The organism is Pseudomonas sp. TNT2022 ID642, assembly GCF_028656995.1.
GTDB lineage: Bacteria > Pseudomonadota > Gammaproteobacteria > Pseudomonadales > Pseudomonadaceae > Aquipseudomonas.
Genome location: NZ_JAMDGW010000014.1, coordinates 86,552 through 110,173 on the forward strand (window position 1 = coordinate 86,552; position 23,622 = coordinate 110,173).

Genomic DNA, 23,622 nt, shown 5'->3' on the forward strand with positions numbered 1-23,622 from the left:
GAATCGCCTGATGTCCATCGGCAAACGGCGTGTTTAACGTAAGCCGCTCTTTGGCCAATTACGTAAACCCCTTCATGAAGCGTTTCAAACTCCAGCGCCTGCTCCAGCTAACGAAAATGATTCACACGCTATGTCTGTCGTTACTTTTCGCGCCCAGCTACGCAGGCGCGGCTAATTGCTCGTTCTTCCCGGGTCATCATCAAACAACTCTCACTATGCAATTACCCACTACACTTTCGATTCCTCGTGATACACCTAACGGCACCGTAATATATGAAAGTCCTTCATTAACACTTGGACCTACGCCCAGCTCGTATAGATGTACTAACGAGTTTTCATATGGTGTTCAGAACAACGTCGGTGTGTCTAAATCGGGTGACCTTGTTTACGCAATCGGAAACACCGGGCTCGCATGGCAGTGGTCCTTCAGAGAAGGTATAACCATACCCATTTATCCGGCTATTCGCCGAGCAGCGGGCGGGTACGGATGGGACACCACAAGACACGTGCTACGACTATTCAAAATAGCGGATGTAATCGATGTACAGAAAATCCCGGCAGGAACACTGGGGACTTTCCATGCAGATGGTGTATCACCACTAGCAATGGCGACCAATGGCACAACGATTGTGCCTCAATCCTGTGAAACGCCTGACATCAAAGTAGACATGGGGTCGCATGACATGAGTAGCTTTGCCCACAACGGAGCATATTCTGAGCTGGTCAAATTTGACATCAGCCTTAACAATTGTCCGCCAGGCATAAAAAAAGTAACTTATACACTCAAGCCTACCCCAACTTCTCCCTCGCAAAATTCCACGAGGGGTATCGTACAGCTGAGTGCAGATTCGACTGCTCAGGGTGTGGCTTTGCAAGTACTCAATAGCGATGGAAACCCCTTGGTTTTAAATCAAAGCTATGTATTCGCAGACTATCCCTCTGTGGGAGGCAACTTGAAGATCCCCCTGAGCGCTCGTTACTTTCGCGTCGCTGAAACAGGTGGCAATGGTGGGTTTGACAAGGGCATGCGCGCCGGAACAGCCAACGCAACGATTGCATTTGTAATGAGTTACCTTTGAATCCATTGATGCGTTGCTATAGCCAATTGTTTGCGCAGCTCTCTTTAAGAATCGTCTGATTTTCATCATGCCCGGCCGCTTCTACTGTGCCGGGATGCGATTGAAGAACTACCTCCACCAGATCAGCCCGATCCTGTCCTCGCCCGATGCGGCGCGGCGTCTGCTGCGCATTTTTGCCCTGGTGCTGCTGGTGGGCATTCTCGGCGGCGTCTACAGCTTTCTGCTGTTTACCTTCAACAATGAGATTTCCCAACGGCGCAGCTACATGAGCAGCGCCATCGCCGAAGCACATACCTTTTTCACCACCCGCGAAGCACTGCTGGAAAGCCTGAGCCTGTCGGCTACGCACATGGCCAACATGGATTTGCCGGTCTCCGAGGAAGAGATCCGCCTGCTGCTCGGGCAAGCGCCGGGGCAGCAATGGAGCATCTGGCTGACCCGACGCATGCGCGATTACCTCAAGGCCCGGCAGCTCAACCTGGTCTACGTCAGCAGCGGCCCCCGGACCCAAGTGTTGCGGCTGTACAACGCAACCGCGGTGATCGGCCGTGTCCCCGAGACCATGCTCGAACAACTGCAGACCCTCAAGCACCACAACAGCGGCAACGTCAAAGAACTCTGGCTGACCCATGCCGCCGACGGCCACTCGCAGCTATACATCTTCATTCGTCTAGACGCGCGCGATATCAACTCCGGCTGGCTCGGCCTGGAAATGGACGACCGCGAAGTCTCCAGCGCCCTGAACGACCACAGTGCCGGCGAGTTCACCATGTTCAACTCCCAAGGCAAACCGCTGTTCAGCAACAGCCACAAACCACCGCCAGAACAGCACCTGCCGTTGCTGCGACAACAGGATTTCTTCGGCTTCGTCGGCGATGGCTGGCTGCCCGAGCAATTGGTGTTGCGCAAGCAGCTGAAATCCTCGGACTGGCAGCTGACTTACTCCATCGACTTGCTGGCGGTGCTGCGCGCCCTGTGGCCACAAATGCTCGGCGCGCTGCTGTTCTGCGTGTTGAGTATCAGCCTGGTGTGCCTGTTGGTCCGTCGTCTGGAGCATCGTTTCATCACCCCGGCGATCCAGCGCATTCAGGCGCTGGTGGAAAGCGAACTGTTCAGCCGCGACGTGATTCAGACCGCGCCGGTGGCGCTGTGCGTGCTGCGCCGCAGTGACGGCCAAGTGGTGCTGGATAACACCCTCGCTCGGCAATGGCTCGGCCCGTGCAGCGAGCAACTGGGCGCCGGCTGGATCCGCGATGCGTTCGACCAACACTCGCCGTGCCTGACCGATTACTTCGAGACTGCCGACGGTCGTCACCTGTACCTGAGCTGTGCGCCGACCCGCTACAAAGGTGAAGACGTCTTGCTCTGTGCGTTCAGTGACATCAGCGCTCGGCGACAGATCGAAGCAGCACTGGAACAGGCACGCCAATCGGCCGATGCCGCCAACGAAGCCAAGACTTTGTTTCTGGCGACCATGAGCCACGAAATACGCACCCCGCTCTACGGCGTGCTGGGCACCCTGGAGTTGCTCGCGCGCACGCAACTGGACACTCAGCAGAAAAGTTACCTGCGCGCGATCGAAGGATCATCGGCCACCTTGTTGCAGTTGATTTGCGACGTGCTCGATGTGTCGAAGATCGAGGCCGGGCAATTGGCGCTGGAGCTGAGCGAGTTTTCCGTCCCGGAACTGGTGCACGAAGTGGTGCAAGGCTATGCCGCCGCCGCGCAAAGCAAAGGCCTGCAACTCTATGCCTGCCTCGATCCGCAACTGCCCGATTGCCTGCTGGGGGATGTCAGCCGCGTACGGCAGATCCTCAATAATCTGCTGAGCAACGCGGTCAAGTTCACCGATTCCGGGCGCGTGGTATTGCGGGTCAGACTGCTCGCTCGCGAAGGCGAACGCGTGTGCCTGCAATGGCAGGTTTCCGACACCGGCAAAGGCATCGCCCATGACGATCAGGCGTTCATTTTCGAGCCGTTCTACCAGACCGCCGGCAACACCAATGTGGTCGCCGGCACGGGCCTCGGTCTGCCCATTTGCCAACGTCTGACGCACTTGATGAACGGCACTCTGCGCATGGTCAGCGAGCCGGGCCTGGGCAGCAGTTTTTCCCTCAGCGTGCCGCTGGAGCAACGCTGCGGCAACGCACCCTCTACTGCTTTGCCGCCCTTGGCCGCGGACCTCATCTATGTCGTTTCGCCCGTGCGCGAACTGGCCGACAGCATCAGTGGCTGGTTGCGCCGCTGGGGCGCCCGCGCGCATATCGGCGCACCGGACGGCATCGAGCCTGATGCGACGGCGGTGCTGCTGGAACTGTACCCCGCAGCCTTCGGACAGCGCCCGAACCTGGCATGGCGTGGCCCGCGCGTACTCGCCAGCGGTGACGGCGCCCATGAGCCGCAGTTCAGCGGCGACGGTTGGCAGGTCAATCTGAATGATCTGCTGGCGATCCAACGCGCCGTTCGCCAGGCCCAGAGCGGCCAGATCGTTCACCGCCCGCAAGACAGTGAACCCCATGCCCTGCGTCCGTTGCGCCTGCACATTCTGGTGGCCGAAGACAACGTCATCAATCAGTTGATCCTGCGCGATCAGCTCGAAGAACTGGGCTGCACCGTAGCGCTGGCCAGCGATGGCGAAGAGGCCTTGTCGCTGTGGCCCGACGCTGCGTTCGACATCGTCCTGACTGACGTCAACATGCCCCGACTCAACGGCTACGAACTGGCCAAAGCCCTGCGGCGCCTCGGTTGCAGCATCCCGATCATCGGCGCGACCGCCAACGCCCTGCGCGGTGAGGATGCGCTGTGCCTGGCTGCGGGCATGAATCACTGCCTGGTCAAACCTTTTACGCTACGAGCCTTGTTCGCTGTCCTGGCTCCCTACGAACGAGTCGTCCATGAAGCCCTGTAGCATTCTGATTGTCGAAGATCACCCCTTCCAGCACCTGTATTTGCAGAACCTGTTCAGCGAGTTGGGCGACTTCGATCTGGCGTGCGCCAAGGACGGCGAAGAAGCGCTGGACTGCCTGAAACAACGTGATTTCGATCTGGTGCTCACCGACCTGCTGATGCCGGGCATGGACGGTGTGCAATTCATTCAGGGCCTCGCCGCGCAACGTTCGCGCCCGGCACTGGCGATCATGAGCGCCGCCTCACGACGCATGCTGATGGGCGCGAGCCTGGTGGCGAGCAACCTGCAAGTGAAAGTCATCGGGCTGATTTCCAAACCGGTGAATGCTGCCGCCCTGCGTTGCCTGATCGATCAATTGCAGGCGTTGCGCCAAAACGTCCCGGCGGCGATCCATCCCGGCATCGATCGCCAGAGTATTTGCAACGCCCTCGACAACGGTGAACTGCAAGCCTGGTTTCAACCGAAGAAGGCTTTGAACAATGGCCGGATCGTCGCCGCCGAAGCGCTGGTACGCTGGAATCATCCTGAACATGGCACGCTGCTGCCCGGGGTATTTTTGCCGGCGTTGATTGCGTTCGGTCTCGAAGAGCCGTTGCTCTGGTGCGTGCTGAAACAGGCGATCGCCGCCCAAGCGACCTGGCGCGAACAGGGCTATGACATTCCGGTTTCGGTCAACCTGCCCACGCACCTGCTCAACAGCCACGACCTGCCCGACCGCATCCTCGCTTTCGTGCTTGCCCATCAAGGCTTGCCCGCGCGGATCTGTTTCGAGTTGATGGAGTGCTCGGTGCCCGATGACATCAGCAATTTCTACGCTGGCGCGTGCCGTCTGCGGATCAAGGGTTTCGGTCTGTCGCAGGATGATTTCGGCAAGGGCTACAGCTCGTACATGAACCTGGTGTCGGCGCCGTTCACCGAACTGAAAATCGACCGCGCGCTGGTGCAAGGCTGCAACGCCAACGCCGAACTCGCGCAGGCGCTGACCAGCATTGTCAGCCTCGGTCGACAATTGGGTCTGACCGTGGTGGCCGAAGGTGTAGAAACCGCACAAGAACTTGCTCTGTTGCGTAAAATCGACTGCACTCAGGTTCAGGGTTTCCTGATCTCCCACGCCGTTTCAACCGATCAGTTCCAGCACTTGCTGACCCACGACGGGCCGGCGAACGCCTGGTGAGCGGCACGTGGCTATTATTGAACGTCGCTCGCTACCGAGGTCACTGTGTCCCAAGGCTGCTCCATCACCGCTGGTCAGGCGCTGTAATGCCGCATACCAATGCATTTCTGGACAAACTGGCCAGCAGTTCGCTGCGTTTGAACAAAAGTCTGCTGCTGCTCGGCGCCTTGGTATTGCTGCTGTTGGGCATCAGCTATCTGGGCGTGCAGCGCATGCTCGAAGAGCAGCGCGACACCCTGCAGTTTCACTTCGCCCGGTTGATGGAAAATATCCATGAGCAGGAAGTGTTCCTGCGCGATATCTCCCAGGCCAGTGCCAAAGGCCAATATTTCCCTTTGGTGGTGTTGCCCACCTATTCGCAAAAGCTGCTGCCCGATGAAGGCCCGAATATCTATGAAGGTCGCGGCTTGCCGTTTTCACTGCCGTTCAGTGTAAAGATCGATCCGCAGAGAATCGCCGCCGACCAATACCCCAAGGTTTTCGCGCTGGGCAGTTATCTGGCCGCCTACTACAGCGCGTTCTGGGCGGCATCGCACTATCAGTCGCCGCAAGTGATCCTGCTCAATGGCCCCGACAATTTCGACGTGGCCGTGCCCTCCGCCGGGCGCTTGCGCGGTGCCGGCCCGATGCAGATCGGCGCGTTTGCCCAAGTCATGAGCCAGGTGAACCAGCATGCACGCGAGCAGTCAGCAGTCGCTGATCATCAAGTGCATTGGGTGCCCTACCCGTCTACTCAGGACAACGAGGCAACGCCGACGCTGCTGGCCTACGTCAGGATCAATCTGCTCCAGCCTATGCAGGCGATCGAGGGCGCCGATTCCTGGGTGGTGCTCGGCACGTTGCTGAAACTGTCCCAGGTCAACAACATCGAGCGATTGATGGAGTGGTCGATCTACGATGACTTCACCTTGATCACCCCGGCCGGCGTGGTCTTGACCGGCGCACAGAGATCCGACCAGGAACTGGATGAGGGGATAAATTTCGACCGTGACGGCCTGGTGTTCAAACTGAGCAGCCCCGGCGAGCAACACTGGACCGCAATCTACGTCATCAGCCTGCGCAGTTTTCTCAGCTATGCGTTGTGGCCATTGCTGTGCCTGTTGGCGGTGGTGTTGGCGTTGCTCGGTTGCGGTCGGGCCATCAATCGCTGGTACACCGCGCGCGTGATCATTCCCGCCCAAAGTGCCCACGCGAGCATTGCCGAAAGTGAGGCCTTCAGCCGTGCGGTGATCGACACCGCACCGATCGGCCTCTGTGTGATTCGCCGCAGTGATCACCACGTGCTTCTGGAAAATCAGCGCGCCCAGCAATGGCACGACAGCAGTCGTTTGATGAGCCTGCTCAAGTCACACAGCGAGTCCGGCCATGCCGATCTCGAGATCGACGGGCGTCATCTGCATCTGGCTTTCGTCTCGACGCGCTATCAAGGCCAGGATGCCTGGTTGTGTGCGTTGCATGACGTGACCCGGCATATCGAAGACGCCGCCGCCCTGGAAGAAGCCCGTCAGGCCGCCGACTCGGCCAACCAGGCCAAGAGCCGCTTCCTCGCCACCATGAGCCATGAAATTCGTACCCCGCTCTACGGCGTGCTGGGCACCCTCGAATTGCTCGGGCTGACACCGCTCGCCCCACGCCAGCAGGATTATCTGGACACCATCCAGCGTTCCTCCGCCAGCCTGTTCAAGCTGATCAGCGATGTGCTGGATGTGTCGAAGATCGAGGCCGGGCAAATGACCCTTGAGCTTCAGGACTTCTGCCCGCTGGAGCTGACTGAAGATGTCGTGCGTACTTACAGCGCATTTGCCCGCGCCAAAGGCCTGCAACTGTATGCCTGCATCGATTCGGGCTTGCCGGATCAACTGCGCGGTGACCCGTTGCGCATCCGCCAGATCCTCAACAACCTGCTGAGCAACGCGATCAAGTTCACCGACAACGGTCGCGTGGTGCTGCGCGTGCGCGTGGTGCAAAACATTACTGGCAGCGCCGAAGTGCAATGGCAGGTCAGCGACTCGGGGGTGGGGATTTCCCCGGCGCAGCAACAGCAATTGTTCGACCCGTTCTATCAGGTCAACGATGCCGACAGTCAGGCCGGCGCGGGTCTGGGCCTGGCCATTTGCAAATGGCTGTGCGAGTTGATGCTAGGGAAGTTGAGCGTGGTCAGCGAACCGGGACTGGGCAGCAGTTTTACCCTGCAACTCACGCTGGAGAACGTGCCGGGCGCATTGGCCGACTGCCCCGCTTTCGTGACTGGCAGCCCCGCCGTTTATGTACGTGCACCGATCAGCGAACTGGCGCTGCACCTGATGGCGTGGCTGAACCGTTTTGGTCTGGATTGCCGCTTGGTAACGACCGAGATGCCACCATCCTCGGCGCTGCTGGTGGACCTCACGCCTCTCGACAACGCTCCGCACTGGAGCGGGCCACGGATCCTCGCCATTCCGGGCGGCCCCAATCCGGCGCAGCCAAGCGGTGAAGACTGGGCGGTCGATGCCGACGATGTGCGAGCGATTGCCTGGGCTATTTATCTGGCACAAAACGGCGCCAATGCGCAGCGCCCCGCCTCGTTGCAGGCAAAGACCCGCCCCCTGAATCTGCAGGTGCTGGTGGCCGAAGACAACGTGATCAACGCGGCGATCATCAAGGAACAACTGGAAGCCCTCGGCTGCTCGGTGGTCGTCGCCGCGAATGGCGAACAAGCCTTGGCGCAGTGGGCGCCCGGCCGCTTCGATCTGCTGCTGACCGACGTCAACATGCCGGTCATGAACGGTTACCGACTGGCCGAAGCGGTACGCCAACAGGACGCAACGCTGCCGATCATCGGCGTCACCGCCAACGCCCTGCGCGAAGAAGGCGAACGCTGCGCCGCCGTCGGCATGAACGCGTGGATGGTCAAGCCGCTGAACCTCGCTACCCTGCGCACGCAACTTGAGCAGCATTGCAAAATCGCTGTTGCCCCCGTTATCGATACCCCGCCGCCGCTATCGGCAAAAATGCGCGAGTTGTTTGTCACCACCCTGCGCCAGGATATTCAGACCACCCTGGCGGCACTGGATGCGGCCGACGCCAACAGCGTCGCGCAGCAACTGCACGGCATGGCGGGGGCGCTAGGGGCAGTGCAGATCAACGCCTTGGCCAGCGCGTTTGTCGAGCTGGAATGTCGCTTGACCGGTATGGCCGTGACGCCCGCTCTGGCCGTGGCGGTGCGACAGAATCTGACGCGGCTGCAAGATCTGCTCGACTCCCTCGAATAACTTCACTCTGGATAAATCACTCATGGAAACCTTCAACGTTGTCATTGCCGATGATCATCCCATCGTGCTGCTGGGGGTGCGGGAACTGGTCGAGCGTGACCAACGCTTTCGCGTGGTGGGCGAAGCCGTTGGCTCCGATGAGCTGATCCAGCTGCTGGAGACCAAGCCTGTAGATCTGTTGATCACCGACTTCAACATGCCCGCCGATTCGCCTTACGGTGACGGCCTGAAACTGGTGGAGTACCTGATAAGGCACTTTCCCAAGGTTCGAGTGCTGGTACTGACGATGATTTCCAATCCATTGATCCTGACGCGCCTGCAGGAACTGGGTGTGCTGGCAGTCATTCAGAAAAACCAGTTGCACGACGAAATCGAGACCGCACTCAAAGCCATCGCCAAAGGCAACCCGGTGCGCTGGCAGGCACCCGCGCCGACATCTGTAGTGAACGACGGCGCTGATCTGGATGAACGGTTTTCCCGGTTGTCGCCCAAGGAACATGAAATTCTGCGTTTGTTCGTTCAGGGCCAAGGCGTCAACGACATTGCCCGTTACTTGAACAGAAGTGCTAAAACCATCAGTACGCAAAAAATATCGGCAATGCGCAAACTTGAAGTCAGCAGTGATCAGGAATTATTGGCTTATTGCATAGAGCGCAACTTGTTTAACTAACAGGTAATGACACCCTAGTTAAAGACGACTTCTAGGAATCGTCTGATGTTCCAGCAAAAGTGCGCGCTATATCGTGTTGTTGTTTTAACCCCAACCATTGGAAAACAACATGAAAAAGCTGACTCGCGCACTTCTCGCCCTTTCGATCATTGCCGCTGCCGGCAACGCTCTGGCAGAAGATCCACCGGCCCCAACCCCGACCAAGGCTGGTAGCGGCACCATCAATTTCACCGGCACCATCAACAACGATGCCTGCTCGGTTGAAGGCGCCGGAAGCAACAAAACCATTTCGGTCAACATGGGCGAAGTGTCGATCAAGGACATGGGCACCGCCACTGCACCTAAAGGCAACGGCACCCTGAGCGCCGAAAACTTCGACATGAAGATCAACTGCAACGCCGGCACAAAAGTGGCGATGATTTTCGAACCGACCAAGGGCGCAGGCTCGGGCATCGTTGCCGGGACCAAAGTGCTGAAGCTGATCGACGGCCTGGGCGCTGCGAAGAACATCGGTATCGCCTTGCTCGACTCCAATGGCGCGTTGATCGACCTGAGCTCGCCATCCACCGCGAAGATCGAAAACACCCTGCAAGACAGCAACACCACGCTGAAATTCTCGGCCGCCTACGTCACCACCGCCGACGTGGCAACTGCCGTTGCCGGTCGCGGCGATGCCACCCTGCCGTTCACCCTGCAATACGAATAACCCGCGCGAATGCTCGAGCCCGGTGCGGGGCCACGCGGCCCCGCGCTTTCAATCACTTGCGCGGTAACCATCATGTTTTATCGTCACTCATTGTCCTTTTGCGCAGGCCTGCTGGGCCTGTTCGTGGTCAATCAGGCCACCGCCGGCATTTCCTTGAGCAGCACCCGCCTGGTCTTCGACGGCCAGCACAAGGAAGCCGGCATCACCGTACGTAACAGCGGTGCAGATGTCCTGGTCCAGTCGTGGATCGACACCGATGCCAGCGAATCCGCTTCCGTGCCGTTTGCGGTTACGCCGCCGTTGGTGCGCGTCAGCGGCGACGAACAGCAAATACTGCGGGTCATCTACGAAGGCACCGGCATGCCGAGCGACCGCGAATCGGTGGTCTGGCTCAACGTGCAGGAAATCCCGCAGAACGCGAAGACCCAGAACACTTTGCAGCTTGCCGTGCGCCAGCGCATCAAGGTGTTCTTCCGCCCCGCCGGCCTGAAAAACAACGCCTATCTGGCGCCGAGCGAATTGACCTGGCGCCTGGCCGAGCGCGCCGGCAAAAGCGTGCTGGTGGTAAACAATCCCGGCCTGTATCACGTGTCGATTGCCGATATCACCCTGCAATCCGGCGCACTCAGCGAGCACCCGTTTGATTCGATGATGATCGCCCCCGGCGAACGCAAAGAGTTCGCCCTCAAACAACTTCATTCAACTAATGCGGCAAATTTGTTGTTCAGCAGCATTAACGACTATGGCGCACAAGATCGTTTTACCGCGCAACTTTCCAACAGCGCCGACACCAGCGCCAGTCCAAAGAAAGAAACGCCATAACTCGCGAATCGCTCTGATCGCACACTTTCACTGTATTTCTCTTCGCTCCGTTAGTTCGTATCGGAGGTGATATAGGGTTCCTGCATGTTTTTACTCAAACGCGACGGTTTGACGTCGTTGTTGATCGCCTCGGCTATCAGCACGGCGTGCCAGGCTGACGGCGATGAACAGTTCAACACGTCGTTTCTGCAAGGTGCCGCGTCGACTGTCGATGTGCAATCGCTGCTCGCCAGCAACAGCGTGCTGCCCGGCAACTACCGGGTTGACCTCTACAGCAACGACACGCTGGTCGGTCGTCGCGACATCGACTTCCGCCGCCACCCCGGCAACGGCAAGATCCAGGCCTGCCTGACCCTGGAAATGGTCCAGCAGTTGGGCGTCGACATCGCCAAGTTGCAAGCCAGCGGCAAACTCAACGCTGACGACCCGAACGCCTGCCTCGACCTGCCCGCACTGATTGAGCATGCCAGCGTGCGTTACGACGTGCCACGCCTGCGCCTGCTGGTCAGCGTGCCGCAAAGCGCCATGGAACGCGGTCGACGGGGTTATGTCGACCCGGCGTTGTGGGACGACGGCGTGCCTGCAGCGTTCATCAACTATCAGCTGAGCAGCAACCGTAACAGCACGCAAACGGCCAATACGATCTCCAATAACATCGGCCTGCGCAACGGCATCAACTTCGGTGGCTGGCGCCTGCGCAACGAGTCCAACTTCAACAGCAGTACGGGCCAGCCAAGCACCTTCAAGAGCAACCGCAGCTATCTGCAACATGACCTGACCGCGTTGAAAGGCCAGTTCAGTGCCGGCGATATTTTCTCCGACGCCGACCTGTTCGACAGCGTGCGCTATCGCGGCCTGAAACTGGCCTCCGATGACGGCATGCGCGCCGACAGCGAGCGCGGCTATGCGCCAGTGATTCGCGGGATTGCCCAGTCCAGCGCCACGGTGGAAATTCGTCAGAACAACTACATCCTCTACACCACCAACGTGCCGCCGGGCCCTTTCGAGATCAGCGATATCTATCCCAGCGGTTCCAACGGCGATCTGGAAATCACGATTATCGAGGCCGACGGCCAGCGCCGGGTGACCGTGCAGGCGTTTTCCAGCCTGCCGATCATGGTGCGCCAGGGGCAGTTGAAGTACAGCGTCTCGGCCGGCCGCTACAACAGCAACAGCGACGATCAACAGTCGCCGCAGTTTGTCAGCAGCACGCTGGCCTATGGCATCAGCAGCAACTTGTCCGGCATCGTCGGCGTGCAGGCGACCGAGAATTTTCAGGCGCTGTCCGTGGGCGCCGGGCGTAATACGCCGATCGGCGCCGTGTCACTGGACGTGACGCACTCCGCCAGCCGCACCTTTGGCCAAGTGGTCAAAGGCAACAGTTTGCGCGCGCTGTACGCCAAGACATTTACCGGCACCGACACCAGCTTCACCCTCGCCGCCTATCGCTATTCGACCGAGGGCTATCGCACCCTCACTGAGCACGTCGAGGAGCTGAGCCACGAGGGCGAAAAACGCACGGGCAACTCGAAAACCCGCACCGACCTGACCGTCAACCAGAGCCTGGGGAGTAACCAGCAATTTGGCAGCGTCTACCTCAACGCCAGCGACCAGCGTTATTGGGGGCGCGGCGGATCGCAAAGCCTGTCGGCGGGTTACAGCAATTATTGGGGTGATGTCAGCTACAACCTCGGCGCGACTTACACCAAGGATGTCGGCAACTATGGGCCGGCGAACAATGACACTTTGGTCAATCTGTCGCTGTCGTTCCCGCTGGGTTCAAAACCGCGCGCGCCGCGAGCGTTCGTTTCCGCCAGCACACAGAAAGCCACCGACAGCACTCAGGTCGGGATCAACGGCTACCTGACGGAAGACAGCGACACTTATTACTCGGTGCAAGGCGGCAACAGCAGCACTGGTGGCAGCAGCGGTTCGGCCAATATCAGCACGCGAACATCGGTGATGGATATCAGCGCCGGTTACAGCCAGGGGCGCGGCTACAACTCGCAGAACCTTAATCTGGCCGGCTCGATCGTCGGTCACGGCGGCGGGATCAACCTGGGCCAGACCGTGGGTGAGACGTTTGCGCTGGCGCAGGTCGAAGGAGTGTCCGGGGTGAAAATCGGCAGCTTCTCCGGGGCGAAAACCGGGCGTAATGGCTATGCCGTGGTGCCCAATGCGCAACCCTATCGGGTCAACTGGATCAACCTCGACACCCGCGATCTGGGTGGTGATATTGAAATCGATAACGCGACCCGGCAAGTGGTGCCGCGCCGTGGTGCGGTGGTGCTGGCGCGCTATGCGAGCAAGACCGGGCGGCGGGTGCAATTCGCCTTGTTCGATGCGCAGCACCGGCCGATCCCGTTTGGTGCGGCGCTGGAAGATGGCGCCGGTAAGCAACTGGCAATCTCCGACCCGAGTGGCAAGGCGCTGGCGCTGGTGGAAAGCGACACCGGGACGCTCACGATCAATTGGCAAGGCCAGCGTTGTGAAGCACCGTATGCGTTACCTGAACGTGACAAGGCGTTGAACTACGAGCGGGCCTCGCTGGTGTGCCGTCCGTCCCAGTAAATCCAAGATCAAATCAGCAACGAGCCTGATCGCGAAGAGGTCGGCAGCTTCAGCATCATCGATGAATGAGAAGACGCCTTCGCGAGCAGGCTCGCTCCCACAGGGGGGGGCCAGCGAACACAAATCCGTGCCTGGCACAGATCGAATGTGGGAGCGAGCCTGCTCGCGAAGGCCGCGCCTCGGTTCAAATAACCAGTTACGGTCTAGAAATCCCGCTTGTAGAAAATATCCAGCGAACTGGCGACGCCACTCGCCGCTTCGACATAGACCTTCTTGCTCAGCTTGTAGCGCAGCGCAATAGTGCTGGCCGGTTCAAACACGCCAACGCCATAACGCAAACTGAGCTTCTCGGTAATATTGCCGCTGGCCACAACACTGGTGGCATCGCCGCTGCCTGCCGTGTCGAGCTGAAAGTCCTGAATCCCCAGATCCTTGGCCAGGCTGCTGGTGACCCCGGAACTGCCCATCAGGCCCAGACCCAACGCCGCTTGCGCGAGCATGTTGTTGTCTTCGCCGTTGGTGCTCAGCGGACGACCCAAGACCAGATAGGACAACGCCTGCTCCTGACTCATCGCCGGCTCGGAGAAGATCTGTGTGGTCGGCTGCTCGGCGCTGCCGCTCAGGCGAATACCGGCGATCACGTCGTCGGTTTGGCGGATCGCTTCGATGTCCAGATACGGCTGATCGAGGGGGCCGGCGAACAACAGACGTGCACGCCGCACTTGCAGGCGCTGGCCGTAGGCACTGTAGCGGCCGTCGTTGAGCCACAACTCGCCACGGGTGTCCATGTTGTCGCCGATGTGCACATGACCTTGCACATTGGCGGTCAGGCCAAAACCGGCGAAGGCCAGTTTGTCTTCGCCGACCACCACGTCGATGTCCATTTTCATCGCCATCGGTGGTTTGCCCTCTTCGGTCTGCGCGCCGACGATGATCGTGTCATCGGAGACTTTTACCGTTGATGGCGGCAATTCACGCACGGTAATTTCGCCTTTGGGCACCTGCACTTTGCCGGCGATCTTCAGTTCGTCGCCGGCCATGGAAATCTTCAGGTCCGGCGCCACTTCAAGTTTCGCGTACGGCTCGACGGTGACCGGCAACTGCGTGCCTTTCAAAGCCAGATCGACCACCAGCGCCTGGCCCCAGGCGACGTTACCGTTCAGGCTGCCCTGCCCGCTCTTGCCGCTTTTCCAGCCGCCGTCGAGGCGTACCGATTCGCCGGCAATCAGGGCGGTGAGTTGCAGGTTCTGCAGCTCCATCGGCAACTCGGCGCCGGACACTTCGCCGTCGCTGAGTTGCACGGTGCCGTTGACCAGCGGTGCAAGCAATCCGCCGGAAATCGTGCCACTGCCATTCAGGCGCCCGGTGAGTTTTTCGACCATCGGCACAAACGGCCGCGCCACCGACAGATCCAGCCCGCTGAGACGGAACGAGCCGCTCAGCGGTTTGTTTTTCGGCAGTGGATTGAGCTGCGCCTGCACCATCAATTCGCCCAGTTTGCCGCCGACGAAATTGAGTTCGGTGTCGACGCGCTTGGGCGTGAGTTTGCTGGTGAGTTTCAGCGTCTGGTAGGGGAAATCCAGCCACTGATCCTTTTCCTTCATGCGCAAGGTGCCACCGCTGGCGTCGATGCTGACCACGCCGTTGGGGCCGCTGGCCGGCAGATCCAGTTGCAGGTCGGCGTTGAGTTTGCCTTGCCAGGCGAAGTCTTTGGGCAGCCATTGCGCGAGGCTTTCGATCGGGAATTGCTTGAGGTGATAGCGCAGTTTCGGTTCCGGCATCAGCCGTTGATCTTCACCGCACAGACTGGCATTGCCGGACATCCAGCAATGCGCGCCGAAGTTGATTTTGCCGTCAGCCAGACGTTCCAGTTTGGCCGGATTCTGCAGTTTCCAGTCCTGGCCGCCGGCCTGAATATCGCCGCTGGCCAGGCGCCCACGCCAGTTGCCTTTGTCCAGATTGCCGTCCAGACCCAGGGCGAGTTTCAGCTTCGGCCCGATCAGGTCGAGGTTGAGTTTCTGGTTCTTGATGTCGCCCTGAGCACTCGCGGTCAGCACACCCAAGTTGGTGTCGCCGGCCTGAATGCCGCTGCCCTTCAGATCAATCTTTGCCCGCTGCGCACTGTCGAGGGTGGCATCGAGGTTGAGGCTTTGCAGGCGATTGTCCTGGAAGGCCAGTTGCGAACCTTGCAGGTCGAGTTTGCCCTGCGGCGCCTTCAACGTACCGGCCACATTGACCTGACCGGTGACCTGGCCGCGCAGCTGCGGCCAGAGCTGGGCCAGACGCGACAGCTTGATGTCGATCTGCCCGGTGAGCTTCTGTTGCAGACTGCCCTTGCCGTTGATGCTGTTGTCGCCAAGGCGGATTTGCAGGGCGTTGAGGTTCCACTGTTCGCCAGCGCCGTCAGCCTTGGCCTGGAGAATCGCCGGTTGCCCGCGCAGCTTGCCTTTCAAGTCGAGATCGGCGGTGAGGCTCAGCCGTTCATTCTTCATTTCGCCTTGGCTTTTCAGCGGCCCGGCCAACGTGCCCGGCAACTCGGCGACCCAGTACGCCGGATTGAGCGCCGACAGCTCCAGCGCCGTGTCCCAGGCGATGCCATCGGCGAACTGGACGTTGACGTGCCCTTCAGCCTTGCCCTGCCCGGCTTGCATTTTCAGTTGCGGCAAAGCGATCTGTTTAAGACTGCCGCTGAACGGACTGCTCAGGGTAAACGCGCCCGCCGGGCCATCCAGCGCGGCGGCAAAGTTACCGAGGTACTGACCGTCGGTGTAGGAGACTTCACCAGTAAAGGTGCGTAAGGCGACTTGTGGCTCGTCGATTTCGTTGTAGAGCCGATGCCACGGAAAGTCCTGCCAGTTGATGTTGGCTTGGGCGCTGAGGCCTTTGCTCCAGTCGACGCTGCCCGTGAGTTTCAGGCTTTGCTTGTCGTTGGCTGTCAGGTCGAGACCGGCAATCTGCGCGCCGCTGGCGTCGACTTTACCTTTGAGCAACAGCGCCACCGGACCTTTGTCGGCGGGCAGCGTGGCGTTGCCGTTGAGCTGGTAACCGTTTTTCAGATCGCCTTCGCCGGTCAGCAGCAATTGATTGAGTTGCAAGGTGTCCGGCAGGTCGGCGCTCGGCTTGAACGCTTCGGAGGTGATGCGCACCTTGGCCGGCAGGTTTTCCGCCAGCGGTTGCAGTTCGCCGCTCAACTGGCCGTCGAGGTAACCCCGGCTGTCGGCGTGCAGGTTGAGGGTTTTCAACAGGTCGCCATCAACCTTCAACGCCAGTGTCCACGGCCCAGTGCCCGGGGATGGCAACGTCAGGTCACCGGCGATGTTCAGCGGCCAGTTGCCGGTCGGCGTGAGTGTGCCGGACAGGTTCAGGCTGAGGTCGTCGCGCTGCAATTTGATGCTTTCAATCTGCATACCCTGGGCAGTCCAGTGCGCTGCCAGTTGCAAACCCTTGAGCTGTTCGCTGCCGTTGAACAGCAGACTGCCGACCTTTACGTCGCCCAGTTCGATGGCCACCGGCAATTGCAGATCCGGCAGTTTGATCGGGCCGCTTTCGGTGGTTTCTTCACTCGGCGGGAATTGCAGGATGACCTGATCAGCCTGCAGTTGCTCGATGCACAGGGTCATGCGCGTCAGGCACAGCGGCGACCAGGCGAAGATCGCCTGGTTCAGCTCGACGCGGCTGCTGTCCTGCTGCCACAGCAGATGATCGGCGCTCCACTGCCCGCCGAGACGACCCTGGAAATTCTCCACTGTCAGACCCGGCACGAGGCCCAGCACCCAGCGGCTGCCGGCCGCCGTGCCGAGTACGGCGGTGACACTCAATACAATCAACAACACCAGCGCCAACAACGCCAGCGCCGTAATTTTCAAACCACGCTTCACAGCTCAGGCCCCATGGAAAAGTGCAGCCGGATGCCGCCATCGTCGTCGAGTGCGTGGGCCAGGTCGAGGCGGATCGGCCCCACCGGCGAGACCCAGCGCACACCAATACCGACCCCGGTCTTGAGGTTCGGCAGTTCGAGTTTGTTGAAGGAGTTGCCCTGATCGACGAAAGTCGCGACGCGCCATTTTTCGGCGATCGAGTATTGATACTCGACGCTGCCGGCGACCATGTAACGCCCGCCGATCCGGTCGCCGTCGGAGTTTTTCGGCGACAGGCTCTGATAGTCGTAACCGCGCACGCTCTGATCGCCACCTGCGAAGAACCGCAGCGACGGCGGCACCGAATTGTAACCATTGGTGGCGCTGCCGCCGACCTGCACGCGACCAAGGAAGCGGTGCTTGTCGAACACCGTGGTCAGGCCTTTGACCAGCGCGGTGCCATATAAAAGGTTGTTGTCCGAGCCGACGCCTTCTTTCGCCACTTTACTTTCGAAGCTCAGGCGATAGCCGTTGTGCGGGTCGATGCGGTTGTCGCTTTTCAGGTACGAGTAACTGATGCCGGGCATCAGCAAGGTGCTCAGGCCGGAGTCATCGCCGAGTTCATATTCTTCACGCTGCCATTTCAACGAGATCACCCGCTGCCAGCCGCTCGGCAACTTGCTGTGCCATTCCGGGCCGAAGGTCAGCAGCTTGCTGAGCGTGTCGGAACCGTCGATGTCTTCGAACTGATAACCGCCAGCCCAACGCAATTTGTCGGTCAGCGGCGGGTCGAGCGGGATGTCGTAGAACAGCCCGACGTTTTGCCGTGGCGCCGACAGCTCGGCTTCCCAACCATAACTGTCGCCTTGCGGGTTGACCCAGTGGCGTGTCCAGTTGGCTTTGATGCGCGGGCCGACGTCGGTCGAGTAACCGAGGCCCAGGCCCATGGTGCGCGGCTTGCGCGTGTCGAGTTTGACGTCGACCGGGATCACGTCATTTTTCGCTGTCGTCGGTGCGGCATCGACGCGCACGCCTTCGAAATAGCCGCTCGATTGCAGGTCGCGATTGAGTTCAGCGATCAGCTCGGAATCGTACGGCTCGCCTTCCTTGAACGGCACCATGCGTTGCAGCAGGTCTTCGTCGAACGGCGTGTCGCCTTCGAATTTGACTTTGCCCAGCGCATAACGCGGGCCGCTTTCGTAGATCAGTTCGATGTCGGCCACCCCGGCGCGCGGGTCGACCATAAGTTTTTGACTGGTGAAATGGCCACTGAAGAAACCGAAGCGTGAAGCCTGATTCTGAATAAGTCTTTTGGCGTCTTCGTAACGGCCATGGTTGAGCACCGCACCGGACTTGAGCGCGTCGCTTTTCGGTACACGAAAGGATTTGAGGGAGGCAGCCGGGCCGTCGACACGGAGGGTGACGTTGCGCAGGTGAATAGGCTCGCCGGGATCGATGTTCAACACCAGGCGCGGCTTGTCGCCGCCCTTGACGTCACTTTCGATCTGCGGCTGGTAGTAGCCCAACGCCTGGGCCGCTTTGCGCGCCTGCTCTTCGGCACCGCGACTGAAGCGCTGCAGGGCTTCTTCGTCACGATCGCCGAGGCTGCCGATATAGCCTTCTATATTGGCCTTGAGTTCATCGTTGGACGGTTTGATCCGCACATCCAATTCACTTTGCGCCAGCGCCGCGCAGCTGGTTAACAGCAGGAGCACGCCACTGGTAAATCTTCCTGGAAACTTCATAGGCGCGGATGCTATCACGGGCTTGGGAGCGTGATAGAACAGGAAATTTCCCAAGAAGTTCGATTGTCATGCTGTTGCAGTTTGTAACACCTGCGGATTGGCGTGGAAAAATACGTGTTCACGCACCGGGCCGACGGCAACTTCGCCGATCTCTTGGTAACCCTGCCTTTTGTAGAATTCCAGATAGCGTGGGTTGCCGGTGTCGAGTACCACGCCTTGCGAGGTTTCGTCGACCGCGCACCAGTTGTGCACGGCGCTCAACAGTTGCTCGCCGAAATGTTTGCCCTGGAACTGCGGGTGAATGCCCAGCAGCGGCAGCATGTGCACGGAATCGCTGGGCACGCAGGCCGCCACGGCGTCGTGATATTCGAGATAGCGGCGGGTGCAGCGGAAACCGGTGCTGAGCACCATGCGCAGGCGCCACGCCCAGCTTTCGGTGATGCCCAAACGGCGTTGCGGTGGCGCGATCAGGGCGATGCCGATCAGGCGATCGTTGACCAACAGGCCGATGGCGGGCAGGTCCTGCAGAAAGTGTTGCTTGACCAGTTCGCGCACCGTTGCCCGCACGCGCTGTTCGTAACCGGGGCGCTCGGCTTCGAACAGGTAGCCGAAGGTCGGTTCGTGGCGATAGGCCTGATAAAGCAGCGAGCGGGCTTCGCGGGAATAACCGCGGTCGAGCATATGAATGTCGGCGATTGCGGTCTGGGTTTCAGGCATGACGATGATTCTCCCCGGGGCGCGTTCAAATGGCGGCGCTCTTGTTGGTACGAACCTTTTGCGGGTGGCGTGGTTCCCCACAGGTATAGACCAACTCGGGATCTTCATCGACCGGGTTGGCCTCATCGCTGGCAAGCCAGCTCCCACAGGTTTCTCTGGTGTACATGAATGTTATGAACGACGCGGACATTGTGGGAGCTGGCTTGCCAGCGATGGGGCCCTCCGGGGCAACACATGTCCCACAGGCCAAAATGATTTCTCCCACACTGGCCCATCTCCCCCATGTCAGCTAGCATCGCCCTTTTGCCAGGACTGCCGACCATGAAGATCGTTTCCTTCAACATCAACGGACTGCGTGCCCGTCCGCATCAGCTGGCAGCGCTGATCGAAAAACACCAGCCGGACGTGATCGGCCTGCAGGAAACCAAGGTCCACGACGATCAGTTCCCGCTCGAAGAAGTCCGCGCCCTCGGCTACCACGTGTACTTCCATGGCCAGAAAGGCCATTACGGCGTGGCGATGCTCTCGCGTCAGGAACCGATCGCCATCCACAAAGGTTTCGCCACCGACGAAGAAGACGCCCAGCGCCGCTTTATCTGGGGCACCTTCGCCGACGCCAATGGCGTGCCGGTGACCATCATGAACGGCTATTTCCCTCAGGGTGAAAGCCGCGACCACCCAACCAAGTTCCCGGCCAAGCAGCGTTTCTACAGTGATCTGCAAGCACTGCTGGAAAGCCAGTTCCACAACGAACAGCCGCTGGTGGTGATGGGCGATGTGAATATTTCCCCGGAAGACTGCGACATCGGCATCGGCCCGGACAACATGAAGCGCTGGCTGAAAACCGGTAAATGCAGCTTCCTGCCGGAAGAGCGCGAGTGGATGGCGCGCCTGAAAAATTGGGGTTTGACCGACAGCTATCGCCACTTGAACCCGGACGTGACCGACATGTTCAGCTGGTTCGACTACCGCAGCCGAGGCTTTGAAGATGAGCCGAAGCGTGGCCTGCGCATTGACGTGATTCTGGCGTCCCATGGTTTGTTGCCGCGGGTCAAAGCCGCCGGTGTTGACTATGAATTGCGCGGAATGGAAAAACCTTCCGATCATGCGCCGATCTGGCTTGAACTAAGCTGATATCAGCCAAGATCAAAAGATCGTCCGATCGCGGCCCGAGCCTTCGGCAGCTCCTACATTTGGAATGCCTTCCTCTGTAGGAGCTGCCGAAGGCTGCGATCTTTTGATCTGTCATCTTTCGGTCATGCGCCTGACTTAATCTCCCCGGCAATCCCCTTGGCTTGATTCGGTGCCGGCATGACCCTGCGTGTTCTGTGCGTTTTTCTCTTGAGTGCGTGGCTGTCGGTTTCTGCCGCCGCCCTGCCCCTTCCTGAAAACGGCCCCGCGCTGCGCATTCAAGGCTCCAACACCATCGGCGCCGAACTCGGCCCGGCACTGGTCGAAGGCCTGCTGCAGGAACAGGGTTTGCTGAAGATCCACCGCGAAACCCCGGACACCGCCAATGAATTGCGCATTGTCGGCCAGACCGCCCAAGGCAAACGTGTGGTCGTTGAAGTGGCCGCCCACGGGTCCAGCACCGGTTTCACCGCGTTGAAAAATGCCAGCGCCGATCTGGCGGCGTCCTCTCGCGAGATCAAAGACAGTGAGCTGCTCAGCCTGCAATCGCTCGGCGATCTGAAAAGCCCCAGCGCCGAACAAGTCATCGCCATTGATGGCCTGGCGATCATTCTTCATCCCGACAATCCATTGCAGCAACTCGACACCGAGCAACTGGCGCGGATCTTTGCCGGCGAGGTGAAAACCTGGGAAGACCTCGGCGGTCGTGGCGGTGCGATTCATTTATATGCACGGGATGATCAATCCGGCACCTACGACACGTTTAAGGAATTGGTCCTCAGCCGGCGTGGGAAAAGTCTGAACAGCGCTGCGAAAAGGTTTGAGTCCAGCGAACAATTATCCGACGCCGTCAGCGCGGATCCGCAAGGCATCGGTTTCATCGGTTTGCCTTATGTGCGCCAAGCCAAAGCCGTGGCGATTGCCGATGGCGCATCGCAGTCGATGCTGCCGCTCAACAGCCTGATCGCTACCGAAGACTATCCACTGTCGCGGCGCTTGTTCTTCTATCTGCCGCCCGACAGCAACAATCCTTGGGCGAAGGCGTTGGTGACGTTCGCGCAAAGTCGTCAGGGCCAGGCGATCGTGGCGGCCAATGGTTTCATCAGTCAGACCGTGCACGCCATGAGCGTCGCGCCGAATGCGCTGATGCCCGAGGGTTATCAATCCCTCAGCCGTCACGCCCAGCGTCTGACGGTGAATTTCCGTTTTGAAGAAGGTAGCGCGAATCTCGATAACAAGGCGCGTCAGGATCTGGCGCGGGTGTTCGACTATATAAAGCGCCATGACAAGACCGAGCGCGCGGTAACATTGGTTGGGTTTGGTGATGCCAAGGATGACCCGGCACGGGCAGATCTGCTGTCGAAGCTGCGGGCGATGGCGGTGCGGCGGGAATTGGTGAAGAACGGCGTGGTATTGCGTGAGGTTCGTGGCTTTGGCGCGTTGATGCCGGTGGCGGCGAACAATGCGGATGAGGGGAGGATCAAGAATCGGCGGGTTGAGGTTTGGGTGTATTGAGCCTGATGTTGATGGGTTGAACCGGCTTACGTCATCGCTGGCAAGCCAGCTCCCACAGGGATCTCCAGTGAACACAAATTTTGTGAACACCGAAGAATCCCGTGGGAGCTGGCTTGCCAGCGATGAACGATAACGCGGTACTGGATCAGCGTTCGCTACGCAACATTTCCTTCGGCACATATTTGCCGATCTCGAACTTGCCGATCGCCGCGCGGTGCACTTCGTCCGGGCCGTCGGCCAGGCGCAAAGTACGTTGCATGGCGTACATGTAGGCCAGCGGGAAATCGTTCGACACCCCGGCCCCGCCATGCATCTGGATCGCCCGGTCGATCACCCGCAGCGCGACGTTCGGCGCAACCACTTTGATCTGCGCGATTTCGCTCTTCGCGACTTTGTTACCGACGGTGTCCATCATGTACGCCGCTTTCAACGTCAGCAGGCGCGCCATGTCGATTTCCATCCGCGAGTCGGCGATCTTGTCGACGTTACCGCCCAGCCGTGCCAGCGGCTTGCCGAACGCCGTGCGGCTCACCGCACGTTTGCACATCAACTCCAGGGCACGCTCGGCCATGCCGATCGAGCGCATGCAGTGGTGAATCCGGCCTGGGCCGAGACGACCTTGAGCGATTTCGAAACCGCGTCCTTCACCCAACAGTACGTTTTCATACGGCACACGTACGTTGTCGAACAGTACTTCGGCGTGGCCGTGTGGTGCGTCGTCGTAACCGAATACCGGCAACGGACGGACGATTTTCACCCCGGGGGTGTCGACCGGCACAAGGATCATCGAGTGCTGGGCGTGGCGTGGTGCATCGGGGTTGCTCAGGCCCATGAAGATCAGGATCTTGCACCGCGGATCACAGGCGCCGGAGGTCCACCATTTTTTGCCGTTGATCACCCACTCGTCGCCATCACGCACGGCGCGGGCGGCCATGTTGGTTGCATCTGAGGAGGCCACGTCCGGTTCGGTCATGGCGAATGCCGAGCGGATTTCGCCGCGCAGCAGCGGTTCGAGCCAGCGCTGTTTCTGTTCTTCGTTGGCGTAGCGCACCAGCACTTCCATGTTGCCGGTGTCCGGCGCCGAGCAGTTGAACGGCTCCGGGCCTAACAGCGAGCGGCCCATGATTTCCGCCAATGGTGCGTATTCGAGGTTGGTCAGACCGGCACCGAGTTCCGACTCCGGCAGAAACAGATTCCACAAGCCTTCAGCTTTGGCCTTGGCTTTGAGCTCTTCCATGATCGCCGTCGGCTGCCAGCGATCGCCTTCGGCAACCTGGCGTTCGAACACCGCCTCAGCCGGGTAAACGTAAGTGTCCATGAACGCGGTCACGCGCTCACGCAGTTCTTGCACCTTGGGCGAATAAGCGAAATCCATGATCAATTACCTTCTTGGGCAGAGGTTGTTCAAGTCATGCAATCGATGCTAGAACAGCGTTGATAATTTACCTAGCCTATTCTCGGCGTGTATAAACATTC

14 protein-coding genes are annotated in these 23,622 nt (G+C 59.7%); 10 read left to right on the forward strand and 4 right to left on the reverse strand.

Translation table 11 applies throughout. From position 1 onward, the window contains the following. The first annotated feature begins 74 nt into the window (after nt 1-74). The 8 genes from M5G26_RS14580 (at nt 75) to M5G26_RS14615 (ending at nt 13,181) form a co-directional block, all read left to right on the forward strand. Nucleotides 75-1,079: a fimbrial protein gene (locus M5G26_RS14580; RefSeq protein ID WP_150693896.1), complete on the forward strand. Its 1,005-nt coding sequence runs from the start codon at nt 75-77 to the stop codon at nt 1,077-1,079. A 94-nt stretch (nt 1,080-1,173) separates the two neighbouring features. Further along, nucleotides 1,174-3,987, forward strand: a complete 2,814-nt coding sequence (locus tag M5G26_RS14585) for an ATP-binding protein (protein ID WP_273915848.1) — start codon at nt 1,174-1,176, stop codon at nt 3,985-3,987. After that, nucleotides 3,974-5,161, forward strand: a complete 1,188-nt coding sequence (locus M5G26_RS14590; RefSeq protein ID WP_273915793.1) for an EAL domain-containing response regulator — start codon at nt 3,974-3,976, stop codon at nt 5,159-5,161. The genes M5G26_RS14585 and M5G26_RS14590 overlap by 14 nt, the downstream gene beginning before the upstream one ends. Before the next feature lie 86 nt (nt 5,162-5,247). Further along, nucleotides 5,248-8,412 carry a hybrid sensor histidine kinase/response regulator gene (locus tag M5G26_RS14595; RefSeq protein WP_273915794.1) on the forward strand — a complete coding sequence of 1,055 codons (3,165 nt, stop codon included), beginning with the start codon at nt 5,248-5,250 and terminating at the stop codon, nt 8,410-8,412. Between the two features lie 22 nt (nt 8,413-8,434). Continuing rightward, nucleotides 8,435-9,082, forward strand: coding sequence for a response regulator (locus tag M5G26_RS14600; RefSeq protein ID WP_273915795.1), 648 nt, complete (start codon nt 8,435-8,437; stop codon nt 9,080-9,082). Nucleotides 9,083-9,191: 109 nt separating this feature from the next. Further along, the gene (locus M5G26_RS14605; RefSeq protein ID WP_099756666.1) at nt 9,192-9,788 is read left to right on the forward strand and encodes a fimbrial protein; all 597 of its coding nucleotides are present in this window, start codon (nt 9,192-9,194) and stop codon (nt 9,786-9,788) included. A 72-nt stretch (nt 9,789-9,860) separates the two neighbouring features. Then, on the forward strand, nt 9,861-10,610 hold the full coding sequence (locus M5G26_RS14610; protein ID WP_273915796.1) for a fimbrial biogenesis chaperone: 750 nt from the start codon (nt 9,861-9,863) through the stop codon (nt 10,608-10,610). A gap of 84 nt (nt 10,611-10,694) precedes the next feature. Further along, nucleotides 10,695-13,181 (forward strand): fimbria/pilus outer membrane usher protein, encoded by a 2,487-nt coding sequence (locus M5G26_RS14615; protein ID WP_273915797.1) that lies wholly within the window; start codon nt 10,695-10,697, stop codon nt 13,179-13,181. A gap of 203 nt (nt 13,182-13,384) precedes the next feature. Here M5G26_RS14615 and M5G26_RS14620 read toward each other — a convergent pair whose 3' ends face one another. From M5G26_RS14620 to M5G26_RS14630, 3 genes are all read right to left on the reverse strand, one after another. Further along, a complete protein-coding gene (locus tag M5G26_RS14620) occupies nt 13,385-17,059 on the reverse strand; it encodes a translocation/assembly module TamB domain-containing protein (protein ID WP_273915798.1) in 3,675 nt (1,224 codons plus the stop codon). After that, nucleotides 17,056-18,783 (reverse strand): autotransporter assembly complex protein TamA, encoded by a 1,728-nt coding sequence (locus M5G26_RS14625; RefSeq protein ID WP_273915799.1) that lies wholly within the window; start codon nt 18,781-18,783, stop codon nt 17,056-17,058. Before M5G26_RS14625 ends, M5G26_RS14620 begins: the two co-directional genes overlap by 4 nt. A 66-nt stretch (nt 18,784-18,849) precedes the next feature. Continuing rightward, the gene (locus M5G26_RS14630) at nt 18,850-19,500 is read right to left on the reverse strand and encodes a GNAT family N-acetyltransferase (protein WP_134178259.1); all 651 of its coding nucleotides are present in this window, start codon (nt 19,498-19,500) and stop codon (nt 18,850-18,852) included. Between the two features lie 321 nt (nt 19,501-19,821). Here M5G26_RS14630 and xthA point away from each other — a divergent pair, with 321 nt between their 5' ends. Together xthA and M5G26_RS14640 are read left to right on the forward strand one after the other, a co-directional pair. Next, nucleotides 19,822-20,634: an exodeoxyribonuclease III gene (xthA, locus tag M5G26_RS14635; RefSeq protein ID WP_123450839.1), complete on the forward strand. Its 813-nt coding sequence runs from the start codon at nt 19,822-19,824 to the stop codon at nt 20,632-20,634. A 177-nt stretch (nt 20,635-20,811) separates the two neighbouring features. Beyond that, nucleotides 20,812-22,146 (forward strand): phosphate ABC transporter substrate-binding/OmpA family protein, encoded by a 1,335-nt coding sequence (locus M5G26_RS14640; protein ID WP_273915800.1) that lies wholly within the window; start codon nt 20,812-20,814, stop codon nt 22,144-22,146. Nucleotides 22,147-22,291: 145 nt separating this feature from the next. Here M5G26_RS14640 and M5G26_RS14645 read toward each other — a convergent pair whose 3' ends face one another. Then, nucleotides 22,292-23,521, reverse strand: a complete 1,230-nt coding sequence (locus M5G26_RS14645; RefSeq protein WP_134178261.1) for an acyl-CoA dehydrogenase — start codon at nt 23,519-23,521, stop codon at nt 22,292-22,294. Nucleotides 23,522-23,622 lie beyond the last annotated feature (101 nt).

Excerpts from the sequence above, each read along its gene's own strand:
- M5G26_RS14640 (WP_273915800.1), top strand. The coding sequence starts at position 20,812 with ATGACCCTGCGTGTTCTGTGCGTTTTTCTCTTGAGTGCGTGGCTGTCG.
- M5G26_RS14600 (WP_273915795.1), top strand. The coding sequence starts at position 8,435 with ATGGAAACCTTCAACGTTGTCATTGCCGATGATCATCCCATCGTGCTG.
- M5G26_RS14590 (WP_273915793.1), top strand. The coding sequence starts at position 3,974 with ATGAAGCCCTGTAGCATTCTGATTGTCGAAGATCACCCCTTCCAGCAC.
- M5G26_RS14625 (WP_273915799.1), bottom strand. The coding sequence starts at position 18,783 with ATGAAGTTTCCAGGAAGATTTACCAGTGGCGTGCTCCTGCTGTTAACC.
- M5G26_RS14580 (WP_150693896.1), top strand. The coding sequence starts at position 75 with ATGAAGCGTTTCAAACTCCAGCGCCTGCTCCAGCTAACGAAAATGATT.
- M5G26_RS14630 (WP_134178259.1), bottom strand. The coding sequence starts at position 19,500 with ATGCCTGAAACCCAGACCGCAATCGCCGACATTCATATGCTCGACCGC.
- M5G26_RS14585 (WP_273915848.1), top strand. The coding sequence starts at position 1,174 with ATGCGATTGAAGAACTACCTCCACCAGATCAGCCCGATCCTGTCCTCG.
- M5G26_RS14605 (WP_099756666.1), top strand. The coding sequence starts at position 9,192 with ATGAAAAAGCTGACTCGCGCACTTCTCGCCCTTTCGATCATTGCCGCT.
- M5G26_RS14595 (WP_273915794.1), top strand. The coding sequence starts at position 5,248 with ATGCCGCATACCAATGCATTTCTGGACAAACTGGCCAGCAGTTCGCTG.
- M5G26_RS14610 (WP_273915796.1), top strand. The coding sequence starts at position 9,861 with ATGTTTTATCGTCACTCATTGTCCTTTTGCGCAGGCCTGCTGGGCCTG.
- xthA (WP_123450839.1), top strand. The coding sequence starts at position 19,822 with ATGAAGATCGTTTCCTTCAACATCAACGGACTGCGTGCCCGTCCGCAT.
- M5G26_RS14615 (WP_273915797.1), top strand. The coding sequence starts at position 10,695 with ATGTTTTTACTCAAACGCGACGGTTTGACGTCGTTGTTGATCGCCTCG.
- M5G26_RS14645 (WP_134178261.1), bottom strand. The coding sequence starts at position 23,521 with ATGGATTTCGCTTATTCGCCCAAGGTGCAAGAACTGCGTGAGCGCGTG.